This window comes from Paenibacillus violae (assembly GCF_032461945.1).
Taxonomy (GTDB): domain Bacteria; phylum Bacillota; class Bacilli; order Paenibacillales; family NBRC-103111; genus Paenibacillus_E; species Paenibacillus_E violae.
Map to the genome: position 1 here is coordinate 47,100 of NZ_JAWCUD010000012.1, position 17,450 is coordinate 64,549.

A 17,450-nucleotide genomic window follows, 5' to 3' on the forward strand; every position below is an offset into this window, starting at 1 on the left:
AACACCTCTCATGTGGCCGCTTCGAATCGAATCGGAGCCGCTGATGAAAGGTGTTTTTTCATGCGTTCAAGTTACGTAGACTCCTTGTACCAAGGATTCAAATGCACCAGGACTTCGTCCACATCGCTATGAGCAGATTGGATTTTGTGTTTAATGCCGCGAATAATGTCGTGGCCTTCTTGGATGGTCAATGTACCCGAGACACCAAGCCGTGCATCGATTAATATGTAGTGACCGTGCTCGCGTGCTCTCAAGCGGTCAATCCGCTTGATCTCGGGTACAGAGCGGATCAGTGACGCGTACTGCTCAATCTGTGTTGAGCTTACGCTTCGCTCCATAAGAATACCGAATGAGTCTTGGCCCATTTCGTAAGCCAGCTTCAAGACCAGAATGGAAACGATAATCCCCGCTACGGGGTCCCCATATGCGAGAAATCCATAGCCGAAGTGATCCCCGAGCAGCGCCAGCCCAATCCCGACGGAAGCGGCAATCGACGCGTAGACATCCGCCAAATGATCATAGGCCGTGGCGATCAATCCTTTGCTGTTCATTTTACGGCCAACCCGCATCGTGTACACGTAAAGAACTTGCTTCCAGATGAGTGAGATGACCGCTGCGATAAAAGCAATCACATGCGCCTCACCGGCTGGCTCGAATAAGGCATGAATAGAATGATAACCAATGTATAGGGCGGCTCCAGCTAAAATAATCGCGACGATGAAAGCGCCGAGCACTTCCGCTTTGCCATGCCCGTAAGGATGGTCCACGTCAGCGGGCTTAGACGAAACACGCATGGAGCTGTACGCCGTCGCCGTAGCAATGACGTCTCCGGCATTATGGATGCCATCAGCTATAAGTACCTGGCTATTGAAAAGAAGGCCAACGATAATTTTGATGGCGGTCAGTACAATATTGCTGGCAAGACTAATCCAGATCGCCAGCATCGAGGCTGTGTTCTTCATACTTGCCACTCCACTCCCTTCCCTCTTCTAGTATGGCCTCCTAGAAGCAAAAAATCCTCTATCCAAGTACTTGGATAGAGGATTGCGGGGGCGATGCGCTAGCGCAGCATCGTGCCCATGCGCCGCGCCGCTTCCATAATGAGCGGCGCCTGCTCTTGCATCAGCTCCAGCGTAAGCCGGTTCGCTGGGCCAGATACGGCGAGGGCGGCCACAAGCCGGCCCCCTCGATCGATAATCGGCGCGGACACGGCCGCCGCACCGGGCTCGCGTTCTTCCACGCTCGTGGCGAAGCCAGCGCGTTTGGTGTCGCCCAGCTGCTGCAGGAACGCCTGCTGATCCAGCCCGGTCGGCCAGTCGGCCGAGGCTAGCAGCTGCTGCTGCACAGCGGGCTCTGCGAAGGCGACGAGCACCTTGCTGGAGGCGCCGACGTAAAGCGGCATTCGCGCGCCCACAGGGGCTACACGGCGAATGGCATGGTTGCTCTGTACGGCTTGGATGCGGATACGCTCCAGGCCGTCCTGAACGTAGAGCGAGATCGTCTCGCCGAGGAGATCGCGCAGCCTTTCCATCTCCGGCAGCAGAATGATGCCGGGGTCTCCCTCCTGCGAGAGGTTGGCGGACAGTTCCCACAGCCGATAGCCCAGCCTGTATTTATCTGTGGCGGCATCGCGCATAATAAAACCCTTGCCTTCCAAAGAAGCAAGCAACCGATGCACCGTACTTTTATGTAAATCCACACGACTTGCAATTTCTGTCAACGTTAATTCGGTCGATTCGGTAAAACAGAGCATAATATCCAAAGCACGCTCTACAGCTCGCACCGTCAGCTTATTATCTTCCATGACGAACACCACTTTCATAGTCACTCTGCCTGCGGAAGCATCAAATAGTTTCACTATATGAAACCCAGTTATATCTAGTATAACCAAACTCCAACGTTGCGTAAAGGTCAAACATCTGTTTCTTGAATTGTTACAGAAAGGTTACAGTGACTTTACATTTCCCGCACCCTCATTGACTTGTAAGCGCATACAGAATAAGATTAAGATAATAGATTACTTATCTGAAAATTTAGATAATTATTCCTTTCTCCTTATAACTTCTCAGAGCAGCCTATTTTGAACACACTACTTTACTGGAGGGAGGGTACTGCGATGTCATCAACATCACTATCCCCAGGCTCACTTCAACCTACGCTCGAACAGGTCGTTACTCGTCCGCTTTTACGCAAAAAAAGGCTGGTTCTCACCATCCTGATCTCATTCCTGACGTTATGTACCTCGCTGTTGCTGGCTTTTCACGCCTATATTGCATGGACGTTGGCACGGCCGCATATTGATCCGCTTCATTCGGATCCTATGAGAGCCGTTGGCCTACCTTACAGCAGCGTTACGTTCCCAAGTCTGAACTCAACCTCGAATTTAGATGGTTGGTTCATTCCCGCTCCATCCAACAAAACCGTGATCTTCTCGCACGGCTACGGCGGCAATCGCGAAGAGTTGTGGGTTCCGCTCTATAATTTGGCCCGTGAGCTGCACTTGCAGAACTACAACGTGCTGATGTTCGATTATGGATATGTTCAACCAGGCAACGAACGCATCATGACGGGTGGTATTCAGGAGTCACAGGAGCTGCTGGGAGCAATTAACTATGTTAAGCATTTATCCAACGGTCCTATTTATATCTGGGGCTTCTCGATGGGTGCTGGAACAGCGCTGCAAGCCGCTCTCCAAAATGGTACGGATATCTCAGGGATGATTCTGGACAGCACGTTCATGCTGAATCCGGATACACTCTATCACAATATGAAGCAAGTTGTGAATGTTCCGAAATTCCCGTCTCTACCGCTCGTCCGCTTATTTTTCCCTTTATTGAACGGAGTGAGCTTGCATGAGGTCCCTTATAAAAAGGTCACTTCAACTGCTTATTCAATGCCTATTTATTTCATTCATGGAACGGAGGATTCCAAAGCTCCATATGAAATGGTAGAGGACATTTTCAAGGTGCAAGACAACGCGCAATCCAAACTTTGGATTATCCCCAAAGCGCAGCATGAGCTGTTGTACCGCGCAGAACCCAAGAAGTATGTGCGCACTTCTCTCAGCTTTCTTAATGGCCTGACGCCAAAAGAAGCTGTAGCTGTAAACTGACTCAGGTATTCCCTCCTCCCTATAAAATCGACCCCTTGCGGGGTCGATATTTTTTTGCGGGGATACCATTCACTATCAACTTAAAGTCTGAAGCACATCTTACCTCTCAGTTAGGATAGCAACCTGTATTTTGTACATCAAAATTCATGTTACCCACCCATTCGAGAGTAAGGATCATGCATTTTGTACATCTAATTTCAGCATTACAGCCCAAACCACGCCACTCACGTCAATTTTGATGTACTATTTACATCTTTTCGCAAGATTAACTCCATTTACCCAGGATTTGATGTACTTTTTGCAGGATCATGCGCAGCACCCTCATCTTCGCGCCTAGTCCATCTCATAGATCGAGCCGGACTTGCTCGCGAACAGCTCTGCATACACCTTCTCCGCGTATGCGTCGGTCATGCCGGATATATAGTCCGCGACGAACCGCGGCCAGCTCCAGTTGCCCTTCCGGCGCTCATAGCTATCGATCCAATCGGGTGGAATGATCCACATTCCCCTGTCTTGATCGATAAAGCTTTCCCACAGCCGCTCGACGATGATCTCGCTGCGCTTCTGGAGGCGCAGTACACGGAAGTCCTTGATCAGCGTGACCCACGCCAGCTTCTTCAAGATCTCCATGGTCCGCAGGAGATTCATATCCTCCGCTCCGTCTCTGACGAGCGCAACCTTTTTCCAGCCTCGCTCAGGATCGTCCAGAATGTCCAAACGGCTTGCAAAAGAGCTGACCCAACGTGCTTTCATCTCTCTGCGCGTACGCGATTCCTCCCGATTGCATTCGGCGAAAATCTGCTGCCACTGCTCTAGATAGTCGGTCAGCACCTTCCTGACCATCTGCTCGATGTCGACTTGCTCCCAGCCGAATTTGTGCTTATTGGGATCATTCAGAATTTCCATAACCAAATGGCGGATCAAACGTTGATCCTCAAAAAACGTAGCGTTCATCTGAATTTTTCCTGCACGAATGCCGTCTTCAATATCATGCGTAGAATACGCGATATCGTCGCATAGATCCATCAATTGCGCTTCCAACGTGGAGCAGCCTTCCGGCATGTTCCATTCTCTCCGCAGCTCTCGGATAATCTCCCACTCAGAGGCGTATACCCCCTTGAGCCGGCCTTCTTCCTCCAGCAGGAAAGGGTACTTATTAATGCCAAGCAGCACAGCCGCAGTAAGATCCAGACCGCTTTCACTGCCCGCCCTTTTTTCAAGAAACATCAGGATCCGGAAGTTCTGGGCATTGCCTTCATATTTCAAACCATGATCCTTCAGCAGGATGTGGTTCAGCACCTCTTCCCCTTTGTGACCAAAAGGCGGGTGACCGAAATCGTGCGCAATCGACGCACACTCCACAACGGTAGGGTCAATAATGAGACCCGGATGCTCTCTTTTTTGCAGAAAAGGGTTCGTCCGCTCCAGACGTTTCGCCACTTCTCTGGCGATTTGGGCTACCTCAAGCGAATGGGTTAGACGCGTCCGGTAATAGTCGCCTGAACCGGCTCCGAACACCTGTGACTTGCCCTGCAGCCGACGAAAGGTCGGTGATTGGATCAGCCTTGCGTAATCCCGCTCAAATTCATCCCGTTCTTCACTCACTTTAGAGGAAGCGGCCTCTCCGGGCCGAAATTTTCGTATGTTGTTCATCAGCTTGCCCCCTCTGGTGCTCTTGCCAACCCCCGGAATTGTACACCTAGCAATTCGTATACTTGCTATTATCAGTTTATGCTATAGCATGTACGCTAGTCACCCTGGGGCCATTTATTTATAAAAGAATACTATATTCATCTATTCGACAACAAGTCATGCAGGCACATTCTCCACAAAAAAAGGGATGCTGCACAAGACTTTTGTCTTCATGCACACCCCTTTACTCACGAATTACCTATTGATCAATGATAAAAATTCGGAACGCAGCGTCGAATCCGTACGGAAAGAACCGCGCACCGCTGATGTGATCGTCTCGCTGCCGTACTTTTTGACCCCTCTGGAGCACATGCACATATGCTCGCCTTCCACAACGACCATCACGCCGTGCGGCTTCAGCACTTCATCGAGAATGTCAGCGATTTCGGACGTTATTCTCTCCTGCACCTGCAATTTGCGGGTGATGACATCGACTAAACGGGCAAATTTGCTTAACCCCGCGACTTTACCGCTCGGCAGGTAGCCAACATGCACTTTGCCGAAAAACGGCGCCATATGATGCTCACATTGGCTGTAATAAATGATATCTTTAATGATCACCAATTCCTCATGCTGCTCATCAAAGGTTACACCAAGCACGTCCCGCGGGTCCGCGTCGTAGCCCGAAAAGATTTCTTCATACATGCGCGTTACGCGTGCAGGTGTATCCAACAAACCTTCGCGGTCCACATCTTCACCGATCAATCGTAAAATTTCGCGCACATGCTTCTCAATCAGCTCGCGATTCTCAGCTACTCTCGTATTTCTGTATTCAACGGATGCCAACTGCTCCACTCTCCTCATTCATATCCTTTAACCCATGCAGACTGTCAAAACCTTGATCCCATCTCTCATAGCCCTGCTGTCTTTATGCGTTTTGGTAAGCAGCATGCCGCCCTGCCAAAGAGAGACGATAGGTGCAGCAAGCTCGACTGGGGCTAGTCCCTGCAGCGATAGCTCACCTTGTTTCCGGCCTTCTTTTAGACAAGCCTCAATCTCAGTCTCCATCTCGCTGAAAAAGCGGCTGAGCGGCTTACGCAGCTCCTCTGAGCAATCGCTAAGCTCTAACGCCAAGTTCCCGAAAAAACATCCCTTCCGGCACTCGTTCTCATCACAGAAGCTTAGCATGCGTTCAAACAATTCCAGCACGCGCTGCTTTGGCGATAGGTTAGTATTCCCCAGACTTGGCTCCAACACGGATTGCCGCATTTCATCTACTTTGCGCTCTATGACCTTTAAGCCCAGTTCTTCTTTACTTTTAAAATGATAATAAAAATTGCTTTTACATACCCCGCTGCTCGACAAAATGTCCTCTAGTCCCGTTCCTTGGTAGCCATGATCATGAAATAGATCCATCGCAGCTTCCAGAATGCGGTCTTTGTTGCTTGCCATCGACTAGCCACCTCTGAATCGTACTGGTATGTCCTAATTTTACAAAACCTGACTATAATACGAAGGGCTCCTGCTGTCCGCCGATTGTACGGTTAGACAGCAAAGCCCTTTAAAGGGGTCCCCGACCCCACTATTATTTCCACTTTTGGTTTTTCATCATTTGCTGCGCTTTGTTTAACTGCTGTTTATTCATGTTGTAGCCCATTTGCTTCGCCATTTTGGCCAGCATTTCCGGATTATTTTGCATAGACTCCAACTGTTTTTTCAAGTAAAACACGCCGATAAAAAATCCCCCGACTAAGCCCACAATCAAAGTGAGAATAGGAATAAGATAACTCCACATAACGTTGCCCCCTGCAAGTGTTAATTGGTTAGATCACTTGCCTTATCATACCATTTCTACTTATCGCTTTACAAATGACTTGGCCATAAATCATAGAACTTGTTCAATAAAAACCGTGGTATGTTTTGCCAAATCAATTTCCTTAATATCCAGTTCTCTGTCCATCTGATCCTGCTTGACGATTCTAACAATCGGCCGGCTCGGCAATCCGCGATGCTGGCCGACGACGACGCCGGTCTCACGATTCGATAGGCGAACGGAAGCCCCTGTCGGATAGATGGAAACAGTTCTCAGAAAATGAATCAAAACCTCTCGATCCAGCTTTGTTCCAGCCAGCGCCATCATATGCTCACATGCCTCGTAGGGCAGCATCCTGCGTCCCGCGGAAGTATCGAAAAGCAAGTTATCGTACATATTCGCGACAGCTGTAATTTTGGCATAAATATGAATGTCATCGCTGGTCAAACCTCTCGGAATGCCCTGGCCGTCTAATGCTTCATGATGTTGGAAGGCGACATGGGCAATCAGCAAGCTGAATTCGCGCTTGGTTTTCAAAAGCTCAAAACCACGCCATGTATGATGCCTCCTGCTGTCAGACGACTCATCGTCACAGGTGAGCTCAACTTTCCCCACGTCATGCAGCAGGGCGCCGATGGCAAGCTCTTTCAACTGACTCTCATTGAACCCCATATTAATACCTACGAGCACCGCCATCATGCAGACGTTGGTCGCATGGACGTACATCTCGTTATCCTTGGTCCGAATGTCAGTCAGTTGGACGAGCACATCCCGATTCTTCATCACCTCGTCGAGCAAAGTGTTGATCGAAATGCTCATAGCACGGGAGTTGAACTCCTTGCCGGATCGGAGCGCCGCGAAAGTTTGTCCCATTTGCTGCATAACGACACGTTTCGTTTCTTCTGAAATGATTTCGGGAATCTCTACATCTTCCAAGTTCGGATCCTTGATGTAGATCATCGTCACACCGATTCGATTAAGCGTATTGATCATGAAAACCGTTAACTGCACGCCTTCCGAAAGTAAAATGGAACCGTTACTGGCGAATATCGTGCGGCCTAAATATTGACCCGACTCAACGGAATCCAAATGTACATATTTCATAGGATCACTCCACGGTTAGTTATTCTTTGGATTCATATTGGGTTGTTCTTCGCGTTCCAAATCAAGCAAATGTATTTTCATGTCCAGACCTCCGGCATAACCCACCAAGTCGCCGCTTACGCCAATGATCCGATGACAGGGAATGATCACGGGAATCGGATTTTTATTATTTGCGCCGCCTACCGCTCTCACGGCTTTCGGTGATTGAATCGCCTCGGCAATGTGCTTATAGGTAGCTGTCTCTCCATATGGGACGTCAAGCAGTGCACTCCAAACTTTTTTCTGAAAGTCCGTTCCCTGCAAATCCAATTCCCCATCAAACTTTAGCCGTTCTCCTCTAAAATACTCCTCCAGCTGTTGCACGGTTGACGCAAGTTTTCCCGCATCCTCCTGAAGCTTCGTTCCCTTGCCAAACCAACGGGCAGCCCACTCTTGCAGATCCTCTTGATTCTGGCTCATGGTGCCGAATGCAACACGGCAAAGTCCTTTCGGACTTGTAATGAGAACAAGCGCACCTATAGGCGTAGCAACTTCCGTATAGGACAGGTTGTTTGAAGCGAATTGCTGATTCTGTGTCATGTCGGATTCTTCTCCCCTATATGCGAGCTTGCCTGGTTGGCTTGCCGGATGGCCGTCATCGCCTTCTCAATATCTTGCTGCACAGCCCGTTCCTGCTCGGTCCCTTGGGCCTTGTCCAGAGCTGTTGCGGCATCGTCGCCTCCTATGCGCCCCAGCGCCCACGCAGCCGTTGCCCTAATCTCAGGCCGCGGATCCTTGTGCAGCAGCTCCGTAAGGACAGGCACAGCGGAGCTGTCCTTGAAGTTCCCCAACGCGATGATTGCGTTGCGCTGGATGGGCTTTTTGCCCCTCCACGACGCCGCGATGCGTCCGTATTGTTCTTTGAAGTCCTTGTTCGTCATGGTGAGCAAGGGAATCAGAAGCGGCTTGACCTTCTCAGGGTCAGGCTCGAACTCCGGATGATGCGTCCAGTTCATCCCCTTGTTTTTCGGGCAGACGATCTGACAGGTATCACAGCCATAGAGCCGGTTGCCGATCTTAAGCTTGTACTCATCTGCGATATACCCCTTCGTTTGGGTGATGAAGGAGATGCAGCGGGATGAGTTGAGTTGTCCCGGGCCAACGAGCGCCCCTGTGGGACAAGCGTCGATACAGATCGTGCAGTCGCCGCATTGGTCCATGATCGGTGTATCGGGGCTGAACGGAATATTGGTGATGATTTCGCCCAAATAGACCCATGAGCCCCATTCCGGCGTAATGACGGCGCAGTTCTTACCGGACCAGCCGATGCCGGCACGTTCCGCGACAGCACGATCGACCAGCACACCGGTGTCGACCATGCTTTGCAATCGCGCATCCGGCATGCGCTCCGCGATGAAAGCCTCCAGCTTCGCGAGCCGGTCGCGAAGCACATCATGGTAGTCGCTCCCCCAGGAGGAGCGCGAAATGATCCCCCGATACGCCCCTGGCTCGGATCGGGGCGGGTTAGCCAGCTTCGACGGGTACGCGACCGCGATGGAGATGATCGATCGCGGCGCGTCGAAGCTCAGCTCGGGATGCACCCGCTTCTCGATATCCGGCTCCTCGAAGCCGGATTCAAATCCCTTCTCCCTGTGACGGAGAAGGATGTCTTTCAGTTCTGTGAACGGCTCAGCTGACGTGAAGCCGATCTTATCTATACCGAGGGACGGCGCGGCTTCCACAATCTCTTGCTGTAATTTTCTAATCACTGTCTCTGACGCTGCGACGATGGAAACCGCCAAAACACCCTCACCTCTTTCCTGTGTTCGTATCTAACTTACAGATCAGCGGCCATTGAGAATGGCCACAGCACATACTCGGCCCGGCCTTGAATCAGGCTGGCCGGAACTTCCCCAAACCTGCGGCTGTCCGCACTCGCCGCCGCATGGCGGTTATCGCCCATCACGAAGACGCGGCCCTCCCCGATCTGCATCGGGCCGAAATCGCCGTCCTCGATGGGCGAGTCGGTGTACGGCTCGTCGACTTTCTCGCCGTTCACATACAAAGCGCCGCCTCGGCCTTTCACCTCGTCGCCTCCAACGGCTACCACCCTTTTCACCAAAAAAGGATGGTGTGTAAAGGCATACTCCTCCGTCTCCTTCAGGATGACGATTTCTCCGCGTTTAGGCGATTTGAAGTACGTAATCGCCTTGTTCACAAACAGCCATTCTCCCTCCTGCAGCGTTGGATCCATCGAATGTCCCCGAACCGTGGACAAGTTAAATCCAAATTGATGCACAAGAATAACGACAAGAAGAGCTACGAGGATGGATTTCGTCCAATCCCACAGCTCATGGGTAAGGCTCTTTACCTCTGTCTGTTTGACATTTCCGGACTGTGAAGCTGCTTGATTGGATTCATTACGGCCTACAAAGAAGCTCATTCATGCTCCTCCGTTCTTTTGCTTTTCCCACTGCTCGTAATAATGCATGACCAAGTCATCTTGAAATGGCGGCTTGTCCGTACTTGCCAGTTCCAAAATCGCGGCCAGACCAGCCTTCACCTTTGACTCAACAAGTGTTGAATAGTGATAATTCAGTTTATGACGTTCGTATTCATCTTCATCTACGATATGCACGGAACGATCCGGCATTCGAATGACATCAAGGTCGTAGTCGATATAAGTAAGCACTTGCCCCGTCACATACATTGGAGACGCTACGTTGCAGTAATATCTGACTCCTGTATCTTCAATAAGAGCAACAATATTAAACCATTGACTGGGAATAAAAAAAGAAACGCCCGGAATACGGCTGACCCATTCCTTTCCGTCGGCTTCCTGAATCTTCGTCTGGCTGTTAATAAACACCATCATGTCTTGCTGGAGATGGTCGGCATGCATGACGTGCGGCGGCACTCGCCAATTCGTGAGCCACATCCGGTGTAAATGTCCGTCATGTTTGAAGCTTTTTATCACATACGGCGCGAAATTATCCATGTCTCAAAGCTCCTCTATTGATAGCTGCCGATAAGTTCTCCTATTATATAGAAAAGCATATCTGACCCCCAAATGCAATGGTGGCACAGATATGCTTCTCTAGATTCAAATCTGTTCAATTTCACTCTAGTCACTGCTGTGACTACACGCTGACTTTCTTCACAATGCTCAAACGATGCGCAGCACGGGAAAAATCAGATGTACTATAACCCGCCGACTCATACACAGGGAGTACGACTTCATTATGGACGTCTACCGTTACCATAATTTTGTTCACGTTCCGTTGGAGGAACCTCATTTTCATTGCTTCGATCAAAGCTTTTCCGATACCTTTACGCTGATACTCTGTGGCAACTGCAATCCGATAGTAATAGCCATTGTTGTTATCGATGGTGCCAATAATCATGCCCACGATTTCCGATTCTTCTTGTGCAACCAGCACAAGCTCCGTATCCCAAGAAAGTTGACGAGCAAATGCTTCCATCGTTTCCTCATAGCAGATTTCCGACAAAACATCCTGTAAAAGTGATGTCACCGAAGACGTATCACCAAGCTGAAATGAACGAACATGCATACGGTTCTCTCCCAATCCCCTATTCATTTTCTAGGATTAATTTTATGGTAATTTAGTAAATACGACAAAAAAGGACGGAATCCTGCTGAAAATGTGTTAAAATTCACAAAAATCTTTGTTTTTTTCTAGAAACCTCTTGAAAGCGCTTAAATGCAAGCGTTTTCAACAAATTGTGCGTGCATCGTCCTCTTTTAACACAAAAAAAGAGGTAAGCTAAGCTTACCCCTTAAATACCTCATTAGCTGCTAGTCGCTCGCGACTCTGTAACAACCGCTTGCGGACCGCGATATTTGTAGAAAAATGCCACACCAATCAGGGCAAGTCCATTGATGGCAAAAACGAGAGGAATTCCGATCCAGCCGCCCAAGAAGCCGCCGATGATCGGACCGCTCATCGTCCCAAGCTGCGTAGCGGATTGATTCAAGCTGAAGGCCCTGCCCCGAAAGCCGGGATCCGTAAATTTCACGATCAAAGCATTTAACGCCGGATAGACGGCGGCGAAGAACAGCCCGTAACTAAACCTCAATATGCCGAATGCCAGCAAATGATGAGTTCCCAGCTGCAGCAGATTACCTATGCCTCCGCCCAGCAGCCCGATGAACAGCGTTTTGGAGTAGCTGAGCTTTTGCCCGAGCTTGCCCCATCGAGGCGCGGCTATGACCGTGGCTACGCCAACCGCTGAGAAGATGATGCCTGAGCTTAGAGACGCTGAGCTTTGGGTACCCCCCATTTGGAGCACATAGATGGTGAGCAGCGGCTCAACGATCATAACCGAGGTAGCCACCAGCATGGTGACGCCAAGGATCATCATGAAGGATCGGTTGTGCGCAGCCGATTTCAAGTCATCCCAGACGCTGGAACGCTCGGCGGAGCGGTTGAAGTTTTTTTCCTTGGCTCCGAATAGGCCGATGAAAGCCGCCACCAAGACGACACAGCCAGAGACCAGAAAGGACTCCCTGTTCCCTACCCAATGGCTGACAAAACCGCCAACCAGCGGGCCAATCACACTTCCTGCGGCTCCTGCGGTAGACATGACGCCGAGGGCGTAACCGACTTCTTTCTCCGGAGTGTTCGTGGCAACCAGTGCAATGGACGCCGGAACGAAGCCGGCAAGCAGCCCCTGCAGGATACGTACGACTAAGAACAGATAAGGATCATGTACGAAAAACGTCGCAAAATAAAGAACGCTTAAACTGAACCCTGAACGAATGAGCATCGGTTTGCGACCATATTTGTCGGCAAGCGATCCCCAGTAGGGTGCAATTAAAGCGCTGGCTAGAAAAGTAATACCAAATGTGATACCCGACCATGCTTCGAGCCCTTTATCAATCCCGAGCTCCGTGTGCAGGAATATCGGCAAGAATGGAACCGATATGGTGTAGGCCATCCCGCAGAAAAAAACGCCGATCCATAATGTAACCAGATTTCGCTTCCAAGAAAATTCCATGTCATTTCCCCTCCTAATGCTTCTTTCTGCACGTAAGTGCTCGTTCATTTCTCCTTCTCTCTCCCGATAACCGCGAAACGATAACCTTATTTTATCATCTTTATTCCGATATTAGAAATTTTAAATCAAGAACACAAAAAAGCCACTGGGATTTCAGTAAAGGTTTACTTGAAAAATTAGACAGCCGCGTGAATCGACCACAGAGCATTGAAGATTAACGGCAGAGTTTCCAGTTATTTTCTAAATAAATAATTCTCACATAAAAGAAACGCCTGACAGGTCAGACACCGTCAGGCTTGGGAGCTACTTTCTCTGTTGCATGATAAACAATGATGTACAGCGTAAATGTTACAAGATAAACAAATGGTGAATACCACAGCTTCCATCCATGAAACGTAAACACGTGACAAAGGCAAGCCAACCATTCAAAAAACACGGAGAACCCCGAGAATACGCCCACATAAAGGATCCGGCCTATGCCTTTTAGTTTCCATTTATCATAAAAGTACAAAAAGATGTAGGTATACGGAGGATAGTTAAGATAATAAATGACAATGTCCATCAACTCATACTTGGAGCTATCATTGACGTCATACATGTCGAAAGGTTTGACGGCAATCAATGAATCAACCGACTGTGATATAAAAACGGTGAACACGGTATACACAGTAATCGCAACGGGAGAGAATCGTTTGGGCAGCAGAAAAGCGATGGTTGCGGTGACAGCGAGTGAAATCAAAGTGAACCACTCATTGATATCGAAGTGTTCAGGTGGATAGAGAATCATGGCCATCACACTTTCCAAGCATTTTTCTGAAAACTAAGCAGAAACAGGTTGACTCGAGCAAGGCGATGTACCAGATTACCGCAGAATAACCGATATTCCACCCCGTTAAGGTCAGAATACCAAAGAACTGAAATAAGTGATAAGAACCTGTTAGAGCTGAAAACCAGATGCCTATATAGAGGATTTTGATAAGAAACCGTGTATTCGCTTGAAAAATAGGAACGAGCAGCCACAAGGTGCTAATCGGGAAAATAAGGATTTGATTGAGCTTATAAAAGTAAAAGGCCCAAAACGACTCTGCAAATTGTATCAATTTGAAATTATCTACAATCGCTGAATGCAGTTGTTCAATCGCAATCAAGATGACCATGTAGTACACCCATTTTTCGAAACGGTCAAAAAGCTTCGGCATTTTGCCCAAGGAAACCACTGCGCCAACAGCAATCAAGGTCGTGCAAACGTTTAATAAAAATAAGATAGAAAAAACCTCCAATCGGGAAAAGTTTTACCTTACTATTCCCCGTTGAAGGCTCCGTATTCAATAAGTTATCCTATCGTAATCTTTCCTTCCGGGTAGCGGAAGTGCTCCTTCTCCGGTAGCGGAATCAAAATGTAAGCGAGTGTAACGGGTCCAAGCCGCCCAATGAACATCAGCATAACAAGAAATACTTTGCCGAATTCCGTCAGCTGCGAGGTTAATCCCATCGACATCCCAGCTGTGGCATAAGCCGATGTGACCTCAAACAATACGCCAAGAAACGGATAACTCTCTGTTATTGTAAGAACAATGGTGGCAATGACAATCAATGAAAAAGAAAGCAGCGTGAACGTAATCGCCTTATAAATCCGATCTTTGGAAATGCGCCGGCGGAACAGCACAATTTCCTCATTGCCCCGCATCATGGCAATTACAGCACCGACAAGGATGACGAAGGTCGTCACCTTGATGCCCCCTCCGGAGGAACCGGGCGAAGCCCCAATAAACATCATGATAATGATGAAGAATTGCGTCGCCTGCCGCATCGATGGAATATCGATGGTATTAATGCCTGCTGAACGCGATGAAACAGACTGCAGCAGCGAACTGAGCAGCTTGCCCATCGCGGAGAGCGGCTGCAGCGTATGCGTATTCGTGAACTCGAAGATAAGAATGACGAGAGCCCCGATGATGATCAGCCCCGCAGAAGCGCTGAGAACCACCTTGCTATGCAGGGTAAGCTTTTTATTCTTAGGATACGTTAGCAAGTCGGAAATTACGATAAACCCGATTCCTCCTAAAATGACAAGGAGCATAGAGACGATGTTAACGAAGGGATCTTCGACATAATGCATCAAACTTCCCGGCCGATCAGACAAGCTGCCGAATAGATCGAACCCGGCGTTGTTGAATATCGAGATGCTGTGAAATATGCCAAAGTATACGGCTTGGCCGATCGGCATCTCAAATGACCAACGGATCGCATATAACACGGCGCCAGCCAGCTCAATGTAGAGTGCGTAAATCAAGACTTTTCGAACAAGCCGGACGATGCCTTCCGTAGACTCATGATTCATCGCTTCCTGCAGGATAAGACGCTCCTGGAAGGAGATGCGCCGCCGCAGAACAAGGGCAATAAGTGTGGACATGGTCATGAAACCAAGGCCGCCAATTTGGACAAGAAGAATAAGGACAATTTCCCCAAAGGTTGATAAATGTGCGCCTGTATTAATCACGGACAACCCCGTTACACAAGTGGCGGAGGTCGCCATAAATAGGGCATCGGTCCATGTCATTTGGCCCTCCCCCGCTATGGAAACGGGCAAAGACAGCAGGATCGATCCCCCGATAATGATCAAAATAAACCCGATAGCCAGTACTTGGGGAGGACTTAAGCGGAATCTCTTTTTCGAATTATGTATCATTGCGAGCAACCCCATACCTATAATGAGTTTGCGACAATTGTATAATTTGATAGAGTCAATGTAAAGAACTGTCAGATTAAGAGGAATTATCGCCTAACACTGCGGCTTTCCTCCTAAATTAAATGCCGTATAGGCAGGAATAACCCCCTTTCTGGTAGAACACTTACACTTCAGTTGGAATCTTGAGTTAAGCCCTTAGCGGAGGTAGTTTTGTCCATGTCCATAGACCAAAGATTAATAAATGAATCTTTATTTATACAAGCTTTTAAATATGCTCCGATCGGCATGGTTCTTGTTTCATTGAATGGACGCTGTCTCAAAGCTAATCCGGCTATTTGCACCATATTGGGGTATTCGGAGTTGGAGTTGTCCTCCCTTACTTTTCAGGAGATCACCCATCCGTTGATACTTGATCTGCAATTAATGACTGAACTGCTTAGTGGCAAACGGGATTCCTATCAAATGGAAAAAAGGTATATTCATAAGAACGGACATATTGTATGGTGCCTCTTGGCTGTATCTCTTGCTCAGGATGAGGAGAGTCACAATCCGTTTTTCGTCTCTCAAATTATTGATATCAGCGATCAAAAACAGGCGGAAAACGAGCTGCGCGAGAAAGAACGCCTTCTCTATGAAAAAGACGTCCACTATCGTGTCAACATGATGAACCATTTGGAACAAACTCATGAGCTGTATCGGATGATTTCCGATCATGCTTTAGATATCATTTCGATTGCCTCACCGGAGGGCGTAACACGTCATATTTCTCCGGCTGTTCGCAGCTTGCTAGGCTATGAAATGGATGAAATCGTAGGAAAAAAAATGATGGATCTCTGGCATCCGGATGATTTGCTTGCGTGGGGTAAGCGCTGTCTCCTTGATAATTCGGATGTCGATATGTTTATATGCCGCATCCGCCATAAAGAGGGCCATTACGTTTGGTTTGAAACGACGGTCAAAATGATTCGCAATGAAGAAGGCGATGTCGAAAAAATCGTCGCCGTCGGCCGGGATATTACAAAACGGAAACAGGCCGAAGATGAGCTCTGCGCGACCAAGGAAAGACTTGAATCCTTCATCAAAAACAATGGGGACGCGATTTGGGTCATTGACCGTGACGAAAAGGTCGTTGAAACCAATGCCGCATTCGACAAGCTTTTTCAGTGGAAGTCCGAGGAAATCATCCATCAATTGCTGCCCATCACACCACCAAATCTCGCCCAGCAAACAAGGGAACTTCACGATCAGGTCCTATCCGGGCAATCGGTGATCGGTTTCGAAACGGTTAGATTGCGCAAAGACGGATCGCTCGTTGATGTGAGCACGACGTTATCTCCTATTCATGACACGACGGGGCATATTATTGGCATCGCTGGCACGTGTCACGATATTACGGAAAAGAAACAAGCCGAGCAAATGCTCATTAATTCAGAAAAACTTTCTATCGCCGGTCAATTAGCTGCCGGGATCGCCCATGAGATCCGGAATCCGATCACAGCGATTAAAGGTTTCATTCAGCTTATGAAATCAGGAGTTTCCGAGAAGAAATTGTATTATGAGATTATGTCATCAGAAATTGAGCGCATCGAAATGATTCTCAGCGAGCTGCTGATTTTGGCTAAACCTCAGCTGATCCACTCGGATCGTAAAGATATTCGCAACATTCTGGCTCAAGTAACTACATTGCTGGAATCGCAAGCGATTCTTAATAATGTGGAAATCATCACGGAATGCGAACCCGATCTTCCCCCGATTTTGTGCGATCAGAATCAGTTGAAACAGGTTTGCATCAATTTCATTAAAAACGGCATAGAGGCTATGTCACTTGGCGGAACCCTCCTCATTCAAGTGAAAACACAGAACGAAAGCAACCTGATTCTCCGCTTTATCGATCAAGGCTGCGGAATCCCCGAACACATTTTAACTAAGCTGGGACAGCCGTTCTATACAACAAAGGAAAAAGGAACGGGCCTTGGATTCATGGTCAGCAAAAAAATTATTGAAAGCCATAATGGAACGGTAAGCGTGTTCAGTAAAGATACAGAAGGAACAACCGTTGAGGTTTGCCTTCCGACCAATAACTAGAATAGAGCCATTCTGCA

General features: G+C 48.5%; 18 protein-coding genes. 2 read left to right on the forward strand and 16 right to left on the reverse strand.

Annotation, left to right across the window (positions count from 1 at the left end; translation table 11 throughout):
• Positions 1-71: 71 nt before the first annotated feature.
• Both RQP52_RS28080 and RQP52_RS28085 read right to left on the reverse strand, forming a co-directional pair.
• Complete coding sequence (locus RQP52_RS28080) at positions 72-962, reverse strand: cation diffusion facilitator family transporter (RefSeq protein WP_315954917.1); 891 nt, start codon at positions 960-962, stop codon at positions 72-74.
• Between the two features lie 98 nt (positions 963-1,060).
• Positions 1,061-1,804, reverse strand: a complete 744-nt coding sequence (locus RQP52_RS28085) for an IclR family transcriptional regulator (RefSeq protein WP_127455072.1) — start codon at positions 1,802-1,804, stop codon at positions 1,061-1,063.
• Between the two features lie 312 nt (positions 1,805-2,116).
• Here RQP52_RS28085 and RQP52_RS28090 point away from each other — a divergent pair, with 312 nt between their 5' ends.
• Positions 2,117-3,112 (forward strand): alpha/beta hydrolase, encoded by a 996-nt coding sequence (locus tag RQP52_RS28090; RefSeq protein WP_315954918.1) that lies wholly within the window; start codon positions 2,117-2,119, stop codon positions 3,110-3,112.
• Positions 3,113-3,445: 333 nt separating this feature from the next.
• Here RQP52_RS28090 and RQP52_RS28095 read toward each other — a convergent pair whose 3' ends face one another.
• The 14 genes from RQP52_RS28095 to RQP52_RS28160 form a co-directional block, all read right to left on the reverse strand.
• Positions 3,446-4,765 (reverse strand): deoxyguanosinetriphosphate triphosphohydrolase family protein, encoded by a 1,320-nt coding sequence (locus RQP52_RS28095; RefSeq protein ID WP_315954919.1) that lies wholly within the window; start codon positions 4,763-4,765, stop codon positions 3,446-3,448.
• Between the two features lie 234 nt (positions 4,766-4,999).
• A complete protein-coding gene (gene folE, locus RQP52_RS28100; protein ID WP_394358179.1) occupies positions 5,000-5,608 on the reverse strand; it encodes a GTP cyclohydrolase I FolE in 609 nt (202 codons plus the stop codon).
• Positions 5,609-5,617: 9 nt separating this feature from the next.
• Complete coding sequence (locus RQP52_RS28105; protein ID WP_315954920.1) at positions 5,618-6,196, reverse strand: TetR/AcrR family transcriptional regulator; 579 nt, start codon at positions 6,194-6,196, stop codon at positions 5,618-5,620.
• Between the two features lie 133 nt (positions 6,197-6,329).
• Positions 6,330-6,539: a YneF family protein gene (locus RQP52_RS28110; RefSeq protein ID WP_127455063.1), complete on the reverse strand. Its 210-nt coding sequence runs from the start codon at positions 6,537-6,539 to the stop codon at positions 6,330-6,332.
• Positions 6,540-6,629: 90 nt separating this feature from the next.
• Positions 6,630-7,661, reverse strand: a complete 1,032-nt coding sequence (locus RQP52_RS28115; protein ID WP_315954921.1) for an HD-GYP domain-containing protein — start codon at positions 7,659-7,661, stop codon at positions 6,630-6,632.
• A gap of 15 nt (positions 7,662-7,676) precedes the next feature.
• On the reverse strand, positions 7,677-8,240 hold the full coding sequence (locus tag RQP52_RS28120) for a methylated-DNA--[protein]-cysteine S-methyltransferase (protein ID WP_315954922.1): 564 nt from the start codon (positions 8,238-8,240) through the stop codon (positions 7,677-7,679).
• Positions 8,237-9,430 (reverse strand): tRNA epoxyqueuosine(34) reductase QueG, encoded by a 1,194-nt coding sequence (gene queG / locus RQP52_RS28125; protein WP_379172642.1) that lies wholly within the window; start codon positions 9,428-9,430, stop codon positions 8,237-8,239. Before queG ends, RQP52_RS28120 begins: the two co-directional genes overlap by 4 nt.
• 47 nt (positions 9,431-9,477) lie before the next feature.
• Positions 9,478-10,083 carry a signal peptidase I gene (gene lepB, locus RQP52_RS28130; RefSeq protein ID WP_315954924.1) on the reverse strand — a complete coding sequence of 202 codons (606 nt, stop codon included), beginning with the start codon at positions 10,081-10,083 and terminating at the stop codon, positions 9,478-9,480.
• Positions 10,084-10,638: a DUF402 domain-containing protein gene (locus RQP52_RS28135; RefSeq protein ID WP_315954925.1), complete on the reverse strand. Its 555-nt coding sequence runs from the start codon at positions 10,636-10,638 to the stop codon at positions 10,084-10,086. It lies immediately after the preceding gene.
• Positions 10,639-10,780: 142 nt separating this feature from the next.
• Positions 10,781-11,212, reverse strand: coding sequence for a GNAT family N-acetyltransferase (locus RQP52_RS28140; protein WP_315954926.1), 432 nt, complete (start codon positions 11,210-11,212; stop codon positions 10,781-10,783).
• A 238-nt stretch (positions 11,213-11,450) separates the two neighbouring features.
• Positions 11,451-12,659: an MFS transporter gene (locus RQP52_RS28145; protein WP_315954927.1), complete on the reverse strand. Its 1,209-nt coding sequence runs from the start codon at positions 12,657-12,659 to the stop codon at positions 11,451-11,453.
• Positions 12,660-12,939: 280 nt separating this feature from the next.
• Complete coding sequence (locus RQP52_RS28150; protein ID WP_315954928.1) at positions 12,940-13,446, reverse strand: hypothetical protein; 507 nt, start codon at positions 13,444-13,446, stop codon at positions 12,940-12,942.
• The gene (locus tag RQP52_RS28155) at positions 13,427-13,939 is read right to left on the reverse strand and encodes a hypothetical protein (RefSeq protein WP_315954929.1); all 513 of its coding nucleotides are present in this window, start codon (positions 13,937-13,939) and stop codon (positions 13,427-13,429) included. Before RQP52_RS28155 ends, RQP52_RS28150 begins: the two co-directional genes overlap by 20 nt.
• A gap of 53 nt (positions 13,940-13,992) precedes the next feature.
• A complete protein-coding gene (locus RQP52_RS28160) occupies positions 13,993-15,348 on the reverse strand; it encodes a TrkH family potassium uptake protein (protein WP_315954930.1) in 1,356 nt (451 codons plus the stop codon).
• Between the two features lie 216 nt (positions 15,349-15,564).
• Here RQP52_RS28160 and RQP52_RS28165 point away from each other — a divergent pair, with 216 nt between their 5' ends.
• On the forward strand, positions 15,565-17,433 hold the full coding sequence (locus RQP52_RS28165; RefSeq protein WP_315954931.1) for a PAS domain S-box protein: 1,869 nt from the start codon (positions 15,565-15,567) through the stop codon (positions 17,431-17,433).
• Positions 17,434-17,450: the final 17 nt, after the last annotated feature.

Excerpts from the sequence above, each read along its gene's own strand:
- RQP52_RS28165 (WP_315954931.1), top strand. The coding sequence starts at position 15,565 with ATGTCCATAGACCAAAGATTAATAAATGAATCTTTATTTATACAAGCT.
- lepB (WP_315954924.1), bottom strand. The coding sequence starts at position 10,083 with ATGAGCTTCTTTGTAGGCCGTAATGAATCCAATCAAGCAGCTTCACAG.
- RQP52_RS28135 (WP_315954925.1), bottom strand. The coding sequence starts at position 10,638 with ATGGATAATTTCGCGCCGTATGTGATAAAAAGCTTCAAACATGACGGA.
- RQP52_RS28110 (WP_127455063.1), bottom strand. The coding sequence starts at position 6,539 with ATGTGGAGTTATCTTATTCCTATTCTCACTTTGATTGTGGGCTTAGTC.
- RQP52_RS28085 (WP_127455072.1), bottom strand. The coding sequence starts at position 1,804 with ATGGAAGATAATAAGCTGACGGTGCGAGCTGTAGAGCGTGCTTTGGAT.
- RQP52_RS28095 (WP_315954919.1), bottom strand. The coding sequence starts at position 4,765 with ATGAACAACATACGAAAATTTCGGCCCGGAGAGGCCGCTTCCTCTAAA.
- RQP52_RS28090 (WP_315954918.1), top strand. The coding sequence starts at position 2,117 with ATGTCATCAACATCACTATCCCCAGGCTCACTTCAACCTACGCTCGAA.
- RQP52_RS28120 (WP_315954922.1), bottom strand. The coding sequence starts at position 8,240 with ATGACACAGAATCAGCAATTCGCTTCAAACAACCTGTCCTATACGGAA.
- RQP52_RS28105 (WP_315954920.1), bottom strand. The coding sequence starts at position 6,196 with ATGGCAAGCAACAAAGACCGCATTCTGGAAGCTGCGATGGATCTATTT.
- RQP52_RS28080 (WP_315954917.1), bottom strand. The coding sequence starts at position 962 with ATGAAGAACACAGCCTCGATGCTGGCGATCTGGATTAGTCTTGCCAGC.
- RQP52_RS28160 (WP_315954930.1), bottom strand. The coding sequence starts at position 15,348 with ATGATACATAATTCGAAAAAGAGATTCCGCTTAAGTCCTCCCCAAGTA.
- RQP52_RS28145 (WP_315954927.1), bottom strand. The coding sequence starts at position 12,659 with ATGGAATTTTCTTGGAAGCGAAATCTGGTTACATTATGGATCGGCGTT.
- RQP52_RS28115 (WP_315954921.1), bottom strand. The coding sequence starts at position 7,661 with ATGAAATATGTACATTTGGATTCCGTTGAGTCGGGTCAATATTTAGGC.
- folE (WP_394358179.1), bottom strand. The coding sequence starts at position 5,608 with ATGAGGAGAGTGGAGCAGTTGGCATCCGTTGAATACAGAAATACGAGA.
- RQP52_RS28140 (WP_315954926.1), bottom strand. The coding sequence starts at position 11,212 with ATGCATGTTCGTTCATTTCAGCTTGGTGATACGTCTTCGGTGACATCA.
- RQP52_RS28150 (WP_315954928.1), bottom strand. The coding sequence starts at position 13,446 with ATGATTCTCTATCCACCTGAACACTTCGATATCAATGAGTGGTTCACT.